This is a genomic window from Pseudovibrio japonicus, from assembly GCF_014651595.1.
GTDB lineage: Bacteria > Pseudomonadota > Alphaproteobacteria > Rhizobiales > Stappiaceae > Pseudovibrio > Pseudovibrio japonicus.
On sequence record NZ_BMXE01000001.1, the window covers coordinates 312,617 to 326,987 of the forward strand.

At 51.3% G+C, this 14,371-nt stretch carries 13 protein-coding genes and 1 tRNA gene; 5 read left to right on the forward strand and 9 right to left on the reverse strand.

The genetic code is table 11. The annotated features are described in order from the left end of the window. Positions 1-12 precede the first annotated feature (12 nt). Complete coding sequence (rpiA, locus tag IE076_RS01275) at positions 13-723, reverse strand: ribose-5-phosphate isomerase RpiA (protein WP_189434658.1); 711 nt, start codon at positions 721-723, stop codon at positions 13-15. 238 nt (positions 724-961) lie between these two features. Here rpiA and IE076_RS01280 point away from each other — a divergent pair, with 238 nt between their 5' ends. The 4 genes from IE076_RS01280 to IE076_RS01295 all read left to right on the forward strand — a co-directional run bounded on the left by IE076_RS01280 (position 962) and on the right by IE076_RS01295 (position 3,821). Next, complete coding sequence (locus tag IE076_RS01280; RefSeq protein WP_189434660.1) at positions 962-1,645, forward strand: HAD family hydrolase; 684 nt, start codon at positions 962-964, stop codon at positions 1,643-1,645. Positions 1,646-1,895: 250 nt separating this feature from the next. Continuing rightward, entirely contained in the window at positions 1,896-3,164 is a 1,269-nt protein-coding gene (locus tag IE076_RS01285; protein ID WP_189434662.1) for an MFS transporter, read from the forward strand. Between the two features lie 146 nt (positions 3,165-3,310). Beyond that, positions 3,311-3,386, forward strand: a tRNA-Val gene (locus IE076_RS01290). A 252-nt stretch (positions 3,387-3,638) separates the two neighbouring features. After that, entirely contained in the window at positions 3,639-3,821 is a 183-nt protein-coding gene (locus IE076_RS01295; protein ID WP_189434664.1) for a hypothetical protein, read from the forward strand. 50 nt (positions 3,822-3,871) lie between these two features. Here IE076_RS01295 and trpB read toward each other — a convergent pair whose 3' ends face one another. From trpB to IE076_RS01335, 8 genes are all read right to left on the reverse strand, one after another. Continuing rightward, positions 3,872-5,089: a tryptophan synthase subunit beta gene (trpB, locus tag IE076_RS01300; protein WP_189434665.1), complete on the reverse strand. Its 1,218-nt coding sequence runs from the start codon at positions 5,087-5,089 to the stop codon at positions 3,872-3,874. Between the two features lie 190 nt (positions 5,090-5,279). Continuing rightward, positions 5,280-6,863: an ABC transporter substrate-binding protein gene (locus IE076_RS01305; RefSeq protein WP_189434667.1), complete on the reverse strand. Its 1,584-nt coding sequence runs from the start codon at positions 6,861-6,863 to the stop codon at positions 5,280-5,282. A 425-nt stretch (positions 6,864-7,288) separates the two neighbouring features. Next, complete coding sequence (locus IE076_RS01310) at positions 7,289-8,116, reverse strand: dipeptide ABC transporter ATP-binding protein (RefSeq protein WP_189434669.1); 828 nt, start codon at positions 8,114-8,116, stop codon at positions 7,289-7,291. Beyond that, positions 8,116-8,958 (reverse strand): ABC transporter ATP-binding protein, encoded by an 843-nt coding sequence (locus IE076_RS01315; RefSeq protein WP_189434670.1) that lies wholly within the window; start codon positions 8,956-8,958, stop codon positions 8,116-8,118. The genes IE076_RS01310 and IE076_RS01315 overlap by 1 nt, the downstream gene beginning before the upstream one ends. Positions 8,959-8,960: 2 nt before the next feature. Continuing rightward, positions 8,961-9,860, reverse strand: coding sequence for an ABC transporter permease subunit (locus IE076_RS01320; protein ID WP_189434672.1), 900 nt, complete (start codon positions 9,858-9,860; stop codon positions 8,961-8,963). A 3-nt stretch (positions 9,861-9,863) separates the two neighbouring features. Then, positions 9,864-10,874: an ABC transporter permease subunit gene (locus tag IE076_RS01325; protein WP_189434674.1), complete on the reverse strand. Its 1,011-nt coding sequence runs from the start codon at positions 10,872-10,874 to the stop codon at positions 9,864-9,866. A gap of 128 nt (positions 10,875-11,002) precedes the next feature. After that, positions 11,003-12,592 (reverse strand): ABC transporter substrate-binding protein, encoded by a 1,590-nt coding sequence (locus tag IE076_RS01330; RefSeq protein ID WP_280514283.1) that lies wholly within the window; start codon positions 12,590-12,592, stop codon positions 11,003-11,005. Between the two features lie 586 nt (positions 12,593-13,178). Beyond that, a complete protein-coding gene (locus IE076_RS01335) occupies positions 13,179-13,622 on the reverse strand; it encodes a MerR family transcriptional regulator (RefSeq protein WP_189434679.1) in 444 nt (147 codons plus the stop codon). A gap of 360 nt (positions 13,623-13,982) precedes the next feature. Here IE076_RS01335 and IE076_RS01340 point away from each other — a divergent pair, with 360 nt between their 5' ends. After that, entirely contained in the window at positions 13,983-14,195 is a 213-nt protein-coding gene (locus IE076_RS01340; protein WP_189434681.1) for a SlyX family protein, read from the forward strand. The last annotated feature ends 176 nt before the right edge of the window (positions 14,196-14,371 follow it).

Below are 14,371 nucleotides of genomic sequence, written 5' to 3' on the forward strand. Positions count from 1 at the left end.
TGATCAGCTGTCTTAAGAGACTGTCGGGACAGCTTTCGGTTCCAAGACAAGAATTTCATCAGTACCGGCGACATAAGCCCGCACCGCCATATCAATAAACAACCCGTGCTCAACGACACCTGGAATAACCTCCAAGCGTTTTGCCAGTGACTTCGGGTCGGCGATTGCCTTCAGATGACAATCAAGAATGTAGTTGCCGTTGTCGGTTACAAGCGGCTTATCGCCTGCCAGACGCAGGATCATTTCGCCTTGCAGCCCCTCAGCGTCGAAGCTGTTTTGCATCATCTGCCGGGTTGCCTCAAGCCCGAATGGAACAACCTCCACGGGAAGCGGAAACTTTCCAAGAGTATCAACAGTTTTGCTTTCGTCAGCAATGACAAGCATACGCCCAGAGGCAGCAGCAATAATTTTTTCGCGGAGAAGTGCAGCTCCGCCGCCCTTGATGAGGTTTAATTGTGGATCAATCTCATCTGCCCCATCAATCACCAGATCCAGCACCGGTGTTTCATCCAGTGTGGTCAATGGCACGCCCAGTTCATCACAAAGAGCCTGTGAGTAGGATGAGGCTGGTACGCCAATGATCTCAAAGCCATCCTTCACCATTTCGGCCAGAAGGCGGATCATTTCGTTGACGGTTGATCCAGAACCTATCCCCAGCTTCATACCGGGCTTAACTTCCTTGAGTGCTGCAGCTGCGGCCTGCGCCTTCAAACTCATTGCCATCTGACTTATTTCTCTTCCCCGGACCCGAAGCGTGTTGGGAAACAATCACCTGAAAGGGCAATTCTGCCCAGTTATCGTGCTTGGGTCTACTCTGACATAACTCCTGCTGATTACCATGAGGTGTGTTCCCCGCCAAGCAGCAATCGACCCAACGCGCTATAGGTTATCGCTCGAATTTGACTTAAGTGCGATTTTCGTTAGGGTGGCGCGGATTTTCTCAACAGAAACGAGCCTAAATATGACAACACCAGTTCTGGTCTTCGACCTAGATGGCACTCTCCTGGAGACCATGGGAGACCTCACAGCGTCGATGAATCATGTCTTGGTAGAAGCCGGTTTTGAAGCCATTGAGCCTGAACGGGTAAGAAAAATGGTCGGTGCTGGCGTAAAAGTGTTGATGAGCCGTGGGCTTGAAGCGAACAAGATTGAAGTGACAGACGAAGTTCTGGAACCGCTGTTGGCCAAGTTTATTCGCTACTACGAAACACATATTGCGGACCACAGCCATCCGTTTCCGCAGGCGCTGGAAACAGTTGCGAAGCTGCGCAAAGCTGGCTGGAAAACTGCTATCTGTACGAATAAGTTAGAGAAGCTAGCCAAACCGCTGGTACGCGCCATGGACATGGAGCGTCTTTTCGACGCTGTTGTGGGCGGCGACACCTTCTCCAAAAACAAGCCGGATGCGATGCCGGTATTCGGTGCGATCGACATGGCCGGCGGCTCTCGCGCAGGCTCTATTTTTGTGGGCGATTCCAAGGCAGATATCAATGCGGCGCGCAATGCGGGCCTTCCGGTGATTGCTGTTGACTTCGGGTACACAGAGATACCGGTTCGCGAATTGGGCCCTGATGTTGTGATCTCTCACTACAGCCAGCTTGAAGGGGCGGTCAAAGAGTTGAGCAAAGAGAACGCACTTTCCTAACTCTTTGCTATATTGATAAGAACTTCTGCCGCCCCTGAGACCTCAGCGGGCGGCAGTTTTTTTTCACAGGGTCACAAAGCCGCCTCAATTCGCCCATGCAAACCTCATCATAAAATCACGTCTTGGTAGAAATTTTCGCTCAATACAGTCACATTCCCTTGCGACACAAGTAGCCGTGGAAAGCTCATTTTTTCCATAAGATTAAATCAACACGGAAATGGCGCCATTTAGGGCGTGGGTTTATAATTGCATGGTTAGAGCATCACTGATTTCGCTATTTGCAATCATTTTTGCGAGTGCGCTTGCGCAATTGGCAAGCTCTGCACTGTTGACAAGCTTGCCACTTCAGATTGCCGGTCTTGGTGGATCTGCTTCACAAGCCGGTCTGGTGGCGGGGGCTTATTCCCTTGGCTTTATGGCCGGGTGTATGCGCGGTGTGCCTATGATCAACCGGATCGGACACATCCGGGCGTTCGCCGGGGCAGCTGGTTTGACAGCTCTGCTGGTATTATTATTCAAAAACACAGAAAGTATCGTCTTCTGGACAACCCTACGGTTCTTCATGGGGGCTGCATTTGCGATTCTGTTTGCCACTGCTGATGCGTGGCTGAATGAGACTGTAAAAGATGAAGTGCGGGGCCGGGTTCTTGCGGTGAACTCCATTGTTATTGGTGCAATGGCAATTCTTTCGCAGATTTTCATTGCCCGTTTCACGGATGTTCCTTTGCGGATGCTTGAAATTCTGAGTGCCATATTGCTGGCAGCTGTGGTCCTGCTATGTCTGACCCGATCTGTGCCGCCGCGCACTTATGAGTCCAAGCGCATCAAGTTTAGAGAGTTGTGGACACGGTCTCCGGTTGCTGTGCTTGGTGCATTTGCCTCCGGGGCCATAATCACCAGCCTTTTGACGATTGTACCGTTTTCACTCTCAAAAGCGGGCGTTGGTGCCAGTACCACGGCTCTTCTGATCGCCATGCTTTATATTGGCCGCCTGATGTTCCAATGGCCGCTCGGCTCCCTTGCAGACCGCATGGACCGCAGATGGCTGATCCTCGGCTCATCCTCGCTGATTGCGGTGATTGTCGTGAGCTTGTGGATTGCAGATCCGTTTACTGGCTGGAACTCCGGTTTCCTACATAACTATCGTCTTTTGACCATGCTGGGCCTAATTCTGGTCATTCTGGGAGGCCTCTCCTTCCCGCTGCAGTCAATCTGTGTGGCTCATGCTTTTGAGCGCAGGCCGGAGAGCAGCGTGGCATTGTCTACCTACCTACTTTTCATTTGGGCGGCAGGCAGTGTTGCAGGCCCAATGTTCATCAGTTTGATGGCGCCTGTGCTTGGCTCCAAGACGCCAGATCTGGTCCTGATTGGCCTGAGCGGCTCTTTGGCTCTGTTCACCGGGTACAGGCTTTACGTTGCGAAGTTCTTTGGGACCCGCCAATCTTCGGTCAAACTATTTCCTGCAGCCGGTGATATGCCTTACACAAGCTATCACCGTGCTCAAGCCACTGAAAAATAACGGTTACGGGGAGGCATTCGGTTACGGTCGGGTGCCTCCTTCATTTTATTTTCAATTCTTTTGGGAAAAGTTTCGGCAGGGGCTTGCGGGAACCCGTCAAAGGCCCTAAACACCTCCTCACGCCACACGGCGTACCACCCTAGCGGGGGCGATTAGCTCAGTTGGTAGAGCGCTTCGTTTACACCGAAGATGTCGGGAGTTCGAGTCTCTCATCGCCCACCATTCCTTCTTAAGAAGGCATTCAGTCTCCCGAGTATTCGCGGAGGCTTTTTTATTTTCTTCCCTCAATTTCCTTGCACGATCAGCTTGCCACCCCATATTGGCTCAGAGGGACATCAAAGAGACAGCACCATTTGTATTTTGGCACCGGCTGCTGCAACTCTTTGTCGAGGCAAACTGTCTTTGAAGAGCAACGTTGCTTTTAGGGGGCGGGCCTCTTGAATTTGGGCGGCTTTAAAGATCGGGATCACATTCATGAACCGCATATTTTTGTTTATTGGCAAAACCTTTGCAGCATCAGTGATGCTCTTCTTTTTCGTTGTCGTGTTTCAGACGGTCATGTATGGCGGACCAGCGCGTGATGTGGCAGCCTTTATTTCAGGTGCCGGCGGCGTTTCCTACACCTCTTTTGTCGCGATCCGTAGCAAGAACACCTGACCCAGCTTTGATACTGACATGAAAAAGGGAGCCGAAGCTCCCTTTTATGATTAGATCTTCAGGTCATCGCCTGTACCGAAGTTATCGGCAACATAATCCAGATCCTTATCTCCGCGCCCGGACAGGTTGACCAGAATGGTCTCTCCCGGACATTCCTTGGCCAGTTTCATGGCATAAGCAACGGCGTGGGAGCTTTCCAGTGCAGGGATGATGCCCTCATAACGGGACAGAGCCCAGAACGCCTGCAGGGTTTCATCATCGGTGGCTGAGGTGTAGTGCACCTTGCCGATATCATGCAGGTAAGAGTGCTCCGGACCAACGCCTGGATAATCTAGCCCAGATGCAATTGAGTGCACCGGTGCCGGATTGCCGTCAGCGTCTTCCAGAACGCGACATTTGAAGCCGTGGAGCATGCCGGGCTTCCCGAAGGTCATTGTTGCGGCGTGCTGACCAAGCTCCGGTCCTTTACCCATTGGCTCAACACCATGCAGCTTGACGGCTTTGTCCTGAATGAAGCCAGAGAAAAGACCCATTGCGTTGGAGCCTCCACCGACACACGCCACTGCGTGATCCGGCAGGCCGCCGGTCATTTCGGTGAACTGCTCACGGGCCTCGATTCCAACGATCTGCTGGAAGTCGCGCACCATCCGCGGGAACGGGTGTGGGCCAACCACAGAGCCAATTGCGAACAGAGCCTCATCAGCCTGCTTCAGATAGGAGGTGAAGGCAGAGTCCACGGCTTCTTTGAGTGTACGACCACCAAAGCCTACCGGAACGAGCGTTGCGCCCAGCAGCTGCATGCGGACAACATTAGGATGCTCTTTTTCGATATCCACTTCGCCCATATGAATTTCGCACTCAAGCTCGAAGTAGGCTGCAGCGGTTGCCAGCGCCACACCATGCTGCCCTGCCCCGGTTTCGGCGATGAGCTTCTTTTTGCCCATGTGCTTTGCAAGGAGCGCCTCTGCCATGCAGTGGTTGAGCTTGTGGGCGCCTGAGTGGTTCAGGTCTTCGCGCTTAAGGTAGATGTTGGCGCCAGACCCGATCCGGTTGGACAGATTACGGGCATGAGAGACAGGGGTTGGACGCCCCTGAAAGTGTTTGCGGATGTAGCGCAGCTCGTTGATGTAGGAAGCGTCGCCGGAGATATTGTCGTAGGCTTTCGCGATCTCTTCAAACTGAGGTACGAGTTCTGGAGGTAAAAAGGCACCGCCATATTCTCCGAAATATCCTTCCTTGTTCGGAAACTCTTTTAGATAATTGTCCATCTGCTTACACTCCCATCCCATGCTCTTGGTTTATAGCCGTGATGCTACCTTAGGCTTTGTTGGCCAATCCATCTGACAATTGGAACTAACCACCGGTTTCTTGGCAAAACTGGGACGCACCCGTGCGCACCCCATAAAAAAAGCCCCAGCACGAGACCGGGGCTTTTCTCATTTCAGGTTTGAACCCGAATTACTTCAGGTCAACGCCGTAGAAGATGTGACCGCCGAATGGGTCGATCTTGTAGTCTTTTACGTTGACAGAGACTGGCTCAGAAACAACAGAGTGAGCGATGGTTGCCCATGGAGCTTCACGCTTGAAGACCACCTGTGCCTGCTCATAGAGCTTGGTACGCTCAGCAACATCAGCTGTTACTTTCGCTTTCTGGATCAGGTCTTCAAACTCAGCGTTACACCACTGAGCGCGGTTGGAACCGCCAACGCCGTCACAACCGAGAAGAACTGCGAGGAAGTTGTCCGGGTCACCATTATCACCGGTCCAGCCGAGAAGAACAGCACCATCGCGATCCAGTTCCTTGGAGCGCTTCAGGTACTCACCCCACTCGTAGGAAACGATCTCAACGTCAACGCCAACCTTTGCAAAGTCGCCCTGAATAACTTCAGCCATACGACGTGCGTTCGGGTTGTATGGACGCTGAACAGGCATTGCCCAGATCTTCATCTTCAGATCTTTAACGCCTTCTGCTTCCAGAGCTGCTTTTGCTGCAACCGGATCATATGGATCGTCCTGCAGGTCAGCATTGTAGGACCAGATGGTTGGTGGGATCGGGTTGGATGCAGCTTTACCTGCGCCCTGGAACACCGCACCAAGGATAGCCTGCTTGTCGATAGCCATGTTCAGCGCTTTACGCACTTTCGGGTTATCATACGGAGCCTGCTGGGTGTTGTATGCCAGATACCCAACGTTCAGACCTTCCTGCTGCATGAGGTTGACCGCTGGATCTTCCTTCATTGCTTCAATGTCTGCTGGATTCGGGAATGGCATTACATGACATTCGCCTGCTTTCAGCTTCTGATAGCGAACAGACGCATCAGGCGTGATCGCGAAAACCAGATTATCGATTGGTGCCTTGCCTGCCCAGTAGTCCGGGTTGGCTTTATAGCGGATCATCGCATCTTTCTGATAGCCAACCAGCTGGAATGGGCCGGTACCTACAGGATTCTGATCGAATGCGTCCTTATTGTCCATCATCGCATCTGCGTATTCTGCAGAGTGGATGGAAGCAAAGTCCATCGCAAGGTTTGCGATCATCGGAGCTTCAGGACGGGACAGAACGAACTTCACTGTGTAGTCGTCAACCTTCACCATCTCTGTGATGAGATCAGGCATGGACATTGCGTTGAAGTATTCGTAGTTACCGCCGGAAACGCTGAAATACGGATTTTCTTTGTTGCCCTGACGGTCGAACGAGAAGATCACGTCATCTGCGTTGAAATCACGCGTAGGAGCGAAGTTCTTTGTGGTGTGGAATTTCACGCCTTTGCGAAGGTGGAAGGTGTATTCCTTGCCATCTTCGGACACTTCCCAGCTCTCAGCAAGGCCAGGAACAATTTTTGTTGTGCCGCGCTCGAATTCAACCAGTTTGTTGAAAATCTGGCGGGAAGAGGCGTCAAATGTTGTGCCTGCTGTGTAAAGAGCTGGCGTAAAGCCCTCAGGAGAACCTTCTGAGCAGTACACAAGCGTTTTAGCCATGGTTGGTGCAGCAAATGCCATTGTTGCAGCCATGACACTGCCCATAAGAATTGATTTTTTCATTTCTCGTGTCCCCAATCACCTAAAGTGAATGCAAAAGCCGGAGCTTTTGATCATTTGTTGAAGCTGCTTAGTGCAGTTCTTCTCATAGGATTTTGCAGCACGTGCCAAAGACTCACCTCAAGCCTATGAACCCCTTCCCTTGGGAGGGGCCGTAGTCAGGATCGTGTCAGGAAGAGATAGCGCGGACAGAGCACAAGATTGGTCCCCCCCTCCGCTGCGTTGTGTCCTCCCCAGCACACCTGTTACGCAACAGCTACAAACGGGGATACCTTATACGTAATTTTCGGTAAAATCTCCTCTAAATTGCGAATTTTTCAAAGAATTTGTTTCAACATTGCATGGATTGGGGAAAATAGTTAATGAAACGACAAAGGGCAGCTCCCTTAAGGGAACCGCCCTTTCATTTTTTCAACTGTCAAATCAGCTTAGCGAGATGCAGCCAGACGCGCTTTGATGTGTGCTACATCTGCCCGTGGTGTCGCGTTAAACAATGTCTGGGTGTACTCATGCTGAGGATTCCCAAACACTTCGTCGCGCGTTCCGTATTCCACCACTTCACCGAAATACATCACCATGACCTTGTCTGCGATATAACGCACCACTGACAGATCGTGGGAGATGAACAGGTAAGTCAGGTTGAACTCGTCCTGCAAATCAGCGAGCAGATTGAGGATCTGTGCCTGAACGGACAGGTCCAACGCTGAAACCGGCTCATCAAGAATGAGCAGAGACGGGTTGAGCATCAAGGACCGGCCAATGGCAACACGCTGGCGCTGACCGCCCGAGAACATGTGCGGGTAGCGATTGAAGTGCTCAGGACCAAGGCCAACCTTGACCAGCATTTCCATCGCTTTGTCCCGACGTTCTGCTGGTGGCATGTCGGTGTTGATCATGAGCGGCTCAGTGAGAACGTCACCGATACGCTGGCGCGGGTTCAGAGATCCATAAGGGTTCTGGAACACGATTTGCACTTTGGAGCGCATCTCTCTGGAAAGCTTTTCCTTGGAGATGTCGATCCGGTTGCCTTCGATCAGGAGCTCGCCGTCCGTTGCCGGATCGATCAAGGTCAGAATACGGGCAAGTGTGGACTTGCCGCAGCCTGATTCCCCAACCACGGCAAGGGTCTTGCCACGTTCCAGACTAAAGCTGATGCCCTTCAGTGCACGGTTGACGTGCTCTTTGCCAAACAGGCCTTCTTTTGTCCGGTATTCGCGCACCAGATTGCGCGCTTCAAGGATAATATCGTCAGCCATTATGCAGCACCTCCATCACCAAGGTGGAAATCAGATACCGTCGGCAAACGATCTCCTGTCGCATTTTCAGGAAGCGCTGACAGCAGGGCTTTTGTGTATGAGTTCTGCGGGCTTTCGAAGAGAGACAAGACATCGGCCTCTTCCATCTTCTTGCCCTTGTACTGCACAACAACACGGTCTGCGGTTTCAGCCACAACAGCCATATCGTGGGTGATCATGATCAGGCCCATGCCGCTTTCGTGCTGAAGATCCAGCAGCAGGTCGAGGATCTGCTTCTGAATGGTTACGTCGAGCGCTGTGGTTGGCTCGTCCGCGATCAACAGCTTTGGCTTACAGGCAATCGCCATTGCGATCATCACACGCTGGCACTGACCACCTGACATCTGGTGCGGGTACTTTTTCAAGGCCTTTGCAGAGTCAGGCATCCCAACAGAATCAAGCAGTTCGATCGCGCGCGCTTTACGTTCACCGCGGCTCATCTCCGTGTGCTCTTTCAGGGTCTCATCAATCTGAGCGCCCACAGTGAAGCATGGGTTCAAGCTCGCAATTGGCTCCTGGAAGATCATGGAAATGTCTTTACCAATGATATCCCGGCGCTGTTTTGCGGACATTGTCAGAAGGTCATAGCCTTCAAACTCCAGCTTGTCCGCCCACAGGTGCCCATTGTTTGCCAGAAGGCCCATCACTGCGAGCATTGCTACGGATTTACCGGAGCCACTCTCACCCACGACTGCCAGCACTTCGCCAGCATCGATGGAATAACTCACACCATCCAGAGCACGAAAACGTCCATCAACGGTGTCGAATTCAACTGTGAGGTTTTCAATTTCAAGAAGGGCCATTATCAGCTCCTCTTCAGCTTTGGATCGAGTGCGTCACGCAGACCATCACCGATCAGATTGATTGCCAGCACAGTGGTCAGGATTGCAAGACCCGGGAAGGTCACAACCCATGGCGCGCGCAGGATGAACTCGCGGGATTCAGCAAGCATCGTGCCCCACTCCGGCGTCGGAGGCTGTGCACCCATACCCAGGAAGCCCAGAGCTGCTGCATCAAGGATCGCTGTGGAGAAGGACAGAGCCGCCTGAACGATCAGCGGAGCCATACAGTTTGGCAGCACGGTCACGAACATCAGGCGCAGCGTGCGAACACCGGACACACGAGCCGCCATTACGTACTCGCGGCTCATTTCGGACATCACCGATGCGCGGGTCAGGCGCACGTAGTAAGGCTGCTGCACGACCGCAATTGCGATCATCGCGTTAAGCAGAGATGGGCCGAGGATAGCAACAAGCACCAAAGCGAGCAGCAAGGACGGGAATGCCAGAATGATGTCCATGATACGCATGATGAAGGTATCAATCCACCCACCAAACGTACCGGCCACCAAACCGAGGCACACGCCGACCACAAGCGCTACGGAAACAACTACTACACCAATGAACAGCGAGTACTGACTGCCGTAGATCAGGCGGGAGAGCAAGTCACGGCCCACTGCATCCGTACCAAGAACGTAGGACCAGTCTCCCCCTTCCTGCCACGCTGGTGGCAGAAGCAGTGCATCGCGGTACTGCTCGATCGGGGAATGGGGTGCAATGAACCATGCGCCAAGAGCGATGATAACCAGTGCAATGAAGAAGATCAGACCCGCAACAGCTCCTCTGTTGGTGCGGAAATGTCTCCAGAAGTTAACTATAAGCTCGAACCGGGTATCCGGCGCGGAATTTTGTGTCACGTCAGCCATGATTTACTCCGTATGCCGAATTTTCGGGTTAATCAGACCATACATCAGGTCCACAATCAGGTTCACGATCATGACGATTACAGCGATCATCAAGAGGCCACCCTGTACGACCGGATAGTCACGGCGGAAAATACTATCAACCATCCATTTGCCGACACCTGGCCAGGAGAAGATGCTTTCTGTCAGAATTGCGCCAGCGAACAGAACGCCGATCTGCAAACCGATGATGGTGATAACGGGAATAAGTGCGTTGCGCAGAGCATGAATGCCAATCACGCGGAAGTTGGAGAGACCTTTTGCACGTGCGGTACGCACATAATCTTCGTCCAGAACTTCCAGCATGGCAGAGCGTGTCTGACGTGCAATCACAGCCAATGGAATCGTGCCAAGAACGATGGTCGGGAGAATCAAGTGGCTAACAGCAGAGCCAAATGCACCCGGCTCATCTGAGAGCAACGTATCGATCAGCATGAAGCCCGTGACAGGCTCAATCCAGTACATGAACGAAATACGACCAGACACCGGTGTCCACCCCAACATACCGGAGAATAAGATGATCAGCAGCAGCCCCCACCAGAAGATCGGCATGGAATAACCAGCCAGCGCTGTTGTCATCACAGTGTGGTCCAGCGTCTTACCGCGTTTAACTGCTGCAATGATTCCAGCAGGCAGACCTACAATCACCGCAAAGAGCATAGCACAGACACCAAGCTCTACGGTTGCCGGGAACAGTGTCATAAACTCTTGAAGTACCGGCTGCTTGGTGACGATGGATGCACCGAGGTCACCTTGAAACAGATTGCCTAAATACGTGAGATACTGTTGCCAAATTGGGTCGTTATAACCGAACTGAATCATCAGTTCGTTATAACGCTCAGGGCTGACGCCACGTTCACCAGCCAAGAGCAAAATAGGATCGCCTGGCAGCAGGCGAATGAAGAAAAACGAGGTTAGCGTAACCCCGATAAAGGTCGGGATCAGCAACCCCAGTTTTTTTAATATGAGACGAAGCATACTTCAGTCACACCAATCAGAGGATTGTTCGTCCGCAGGGCCCCCCCCTGCGGTATGGAAGACTTTCCAAAAAAAGTATCCCGGCGAATACATCGCCGGGATACACAATGTCCAGCGGAAAATTTTTTCTAGTTAAGATCTACACCATAGAAGTTATGTTTACCAAGTGGATCAATCTTATAGTTTTCAACACGAACACTTATCGGCTCAGAAACAATAGAATGCGCGATAGTTGCCCAAGGGGCCTCACGTTTGAAAATTACCTGAGCTTCCTCATAAAGCCTAGTACGCTCATCTACGTCAGATGATTGTCTTGCCTGTTCTATCAGGTTATCAAACTCTTCATTGCACCACTGGGCACGGTTTGCGCCGCCCACACCTTCACATGATAACAGAACTCCAAGGAAATTGTCCGGATCACCGTTATCACCAGTCCAACCGAACAGCGCAGCACCGTCACGGTTGGGGTCTGAAGAACGCTGTAGGTACTCTCCCCACTCGTAGGTGATAATATCCACATCTACGCCAACTCTTGCGAAGTCAGCCTGTATAATTTCTGCCATACGACGGGCATTCGGGTTGTATGGACGCTGAACAGGCATTGCCCAAATCTTCATACTCAGATTGGTAACGCCTTCCTCTTCCAGCATCGTTCTTGCTGCATCAGGGTCGTAGGGATCATCTACAACTTCGTTGTTATAGGACCACATGGTCGGCGGAATCGGGTTTTTGGCGACCTGGCCCTCACCCTGGAACACAGCATCTATGATCGCCTGCTTGTTAATCGCCATATTGAGCGCTGTACGCACTTTCGGATTATCAAAGGGAGTTTGCGTGGTGTTGTAAGCCATGTAGCCAACATTCAATCCTTCCTGCTGCAGGAGGGTAATGTTGGGATCCCTAGACATTTCTTCCAGATCAGCCGGATTTGGGAAAGCCATAACATGACATTCCCCGGCCACTAGCTTCTGATAGCGCACGGATGCGTCCGGCGTGATTGCAAAGATAAGGTTGTCAATTGGCGCTTTACCGTCCCAATAGTCCGGGTTCGCTGTGTAGCGGATCTGAGCATCTCTGCGATACGCAACTAGCTGGAACGGACCGGTGCCAACTGGTTGTTGATCGAAAGCATTCTTGTTGTTCATCATCGCATCTGCGTATTCTGCAGACTGAATCGATGCAAAGTCCATGGCAAGGTTTGCAATCATCGGTGACTCGGGTCGGGTCAGGATAAACTTGACCGTATAATCATCGATTTTCTCAATGCTGTCGATCAGGGTCGGAAGATCCATCGCGTTGTAGTACTCATAAGTACCACCTGACACATTATGGTATGGATTTTGTGGATTGCCCTGTCGGTCGAAAGAGAAGATCACGTCATCCGCATTAAAGTCACGGGTTGGTGTAAACCAGCTTGTGGTGTGAAACTTCACACCCTGACGAAGATGGAAGGTGTATTCCTTACCATCCTCAGAAACCTCCCAGCTTTCGGCCAGTGCCGGAACAATGTCAGTCGTTCCTGGCACAAATTCTACCAGCCTGTTGTAAACTGGGATAGAACTGGCATCAAAAGTGGTTCCTGTGGTGTAGAGAGACGGCGTGAAGCCCTCAGGAGAGCCTTCAGAACAATACACCAGTGTTTTTGCCATAACAGGACCAGCGACAACTGCAGCTGCGAAAAGGCTTGTGCCAAACAGGAGGCTTTTCTTCAAGGACATTGGCATTCTCATTCCGTTTTTGTTGTTTGTTTGATTGTTCTTCACTACTGCTCATTGCTGAAGCTTTTCTCAGAGATTTTCGTGGTACGAGCCGCGAGCAATAGCAGGCAACCAGCGCTCCGTTTTCTCAACGCGAAGGCATGCCATGCATTAACACTAGCAAGCACATCCTTCTGGTTGATTCTTGCGGTTTTCACGTAGGTCCACGAAGGGACATCTCACTTAAAGCTCGAACCAAAATCAACGAGATCGCACAGTGACGTGCGATTAATTCCTTCAGAGCCAAATTTAATGCATTAAGTTTCGTTTCTAGCTTCCGAAATAATTAAAAATTTCAGAAGCAGTGTCTAATCGGTGTGACTACCTAACCCTGTGCTTTAAGGGTGTTTTATTTCTTGTTACTGACCAAAAATTACAGATAATTTCTTATTGGGCGGCAGAGTTGTACTTCTCAGCACCTGTAAATATTTAATTTAGTTTTATAAGTAGCGCATGGAAGTCGAGCCGGTGCGAGGGGTCCGGCACGCTGATGCATGCCGGATAGCTCAATTACTTCAGATAGTGAGGAAAGGAGTTAGAAGAGGCCTTAGCCTTCAGAGAGCTTGGCCATGCATTCATTATGAATGGCCTGGATCTCAGAGATGGTAACCTCCAGAGCCTCTTTTCTGGCACTCAGTTCCGTGAGGACTTCTCCGGTGCGGGAGGCGAGGTATTCCAATTGCTGGCGGTGCCCTTCCCCGTGTTGACCATAGAGGTCGAGAAAGTGCTTGATTTCGGAGAGCGAAGATCCGATTGCCTTGCCGCGCAGGATCAGGGCGAGACGCGCTCTGTCCTTGCGGTTATAGATGCGTACGCCGTTGACGCGTTGTGGTGAGATCAGCCCCTTGCTTTCGTAAAAGCGAATGGACCGAGTGGAGATCTCGAACTCCTCAGCCAGGTCACCAATTCCAAACAGCTCCTGATCAGCACGACCAGATGCTCTTTCCGCTTCCTCGAGAGGGTTTAGCGTTTCTTCTCTTTCTTCAGACATGCATCCCCCTTTTGAGAAAATCTAACTGACGTTACCTTATGTCATCGTAAAGCTTTGCCGGTTTAACCAAACGGCATCACTAAACTGTCAGCAGGCTTACGAAGTTTCGTTTCATACCTAAACTTTACCTATAGGATAACCATCAGAAATTCTGTGGAATTGCAACTAGCCAGATAGATAATATTGCAAACTATCGAACGCGCTTCGAGAAAAAGTGCGGGATAACCCGGCGAAATGGGTTAGAGAACTTCAGAATAGCGGGCAATTTTGAAGTTTAATTGCGTGGTGGCCTCCCCTCTACTTGACAATTTTGAGGATTTGGACGACCCCTGCCTCCACGAAGCCCTAGCAGGATGAGATATGAGTAAAAGTCTTGAAGAGCGGGTCGATGATCTGGAGGTGCATGTGGCACACCAGCATGAAACGATCGAAACGCTCAATGATGTGGTATCCAATCAGGCGCAGGTAATTGACCGGCTGGTTTCGACTTTGGGCCAGATGAAGGACCACCTGATGGATATTCAGGAGCTGGTTGACCAAGCACCGGCAAACCAGAAACCTCCGCATTACTGAGCGTGAAGGTGATCTCCTGTTATAAGAGGAGCCTATTGACTGCTGAGCATCAGCAAAGATAGGTATACTCAGGTAAGGGGAAACCTGATATTAAATGGAAGACAGGTCTGCTGTTGCTTTGACGCAGGCCCTTTTTTCGTGGATCACTCAACGGTAAGAGAGTGAAGAATACAATT

Coding starts and splice junctions, on each gene's coding strand:
- rpiA (WP_189434658.1), bottom strand. CDS start 723: ATGGCAATGAGTTTGAAGGCGCAGGCCGCAGCTGCAGCACTCAAGGAA.
- IE076_RS01280 (WP_189434660.1), top strand. CDS start 962: ATGACAACACCAGTTCTGGTCTTCGACCTAGATGGCACTCTCCTGGAG.
- IE076_RS01285 (WP_189434662.1), top strand. CDS start 1,896: ATGGTTAGAGCATCACTGATTTCGCTATTTGCAATCATTTTTGCGAGT.
- IE076_RS01295 (WP_189434664.1), top strand. CDS start 3,639: ATGAACCGCATATTTTTGTTTATTGGCAAAACCTTTGCAGCATCAGTG.
- trpB (WP_189434665.1), bottom strand. CDS start 5,089: ATGGACAATTATCTAAAAGAGTTTCCGAACAAGGAAGGATATTTCGGA.
- IE076_RS01305 (WP_189434667.1), bottom strand. CDS start 6,863: ATGAAAAAATCAATTCTTATGGGCAGTGTCATGGCTGCAACAATGGCA.
- IE076_RS01310 (WP_189434669.1), bottom strand. CDS start 8,116: ATGGCTGACGATATTATCCTTGAAGCGCGCAATCTGGTGCGCGAATAC.
- IE076_RS01315 (WP_189434670.1), bottom strand. CDS start 8,958: ATGGCCCTTCTTGAAATTGAAAACCTCACAGTTGAATTCGACACCGTT.
- IE076_RS01320 (WP_189434672.1), bottom strand. CDS start 9,860: ATGGCTGACGTGACACAAAATTCCGCGCCGGATACCCGGTTCGAGCTT.
- IE076_RS01325 (WP_189434674.1), bottom strand. CDS start 10,874: ATGCTTCGTCTCATATTAAAAAAACTGGGGTTGCTGATCCCGACCTTT.
- IE076_RS01330 (WP_280514283.1), bottom strand. CDS start 12,592: ATGTCCTTGAAGAAAAGCCTCCTGTTTGGCACAAGCCTTTTCGCAGCT.
- IE076_RS01335 (WP_189434679.1), bottom strand. CDS start 13,622: ATGTCTGAAGAAAGAGAAGAAACGCTAAACCCTCTCGAGGAAGCGGAA.
- IE076_RS01340 (WP_189434681.1), top strand. CDS start 13,983: ATGAGTAAAAGTCTTGAAGAGCGGGTCGATGATCTGGAGGTGCATGTG.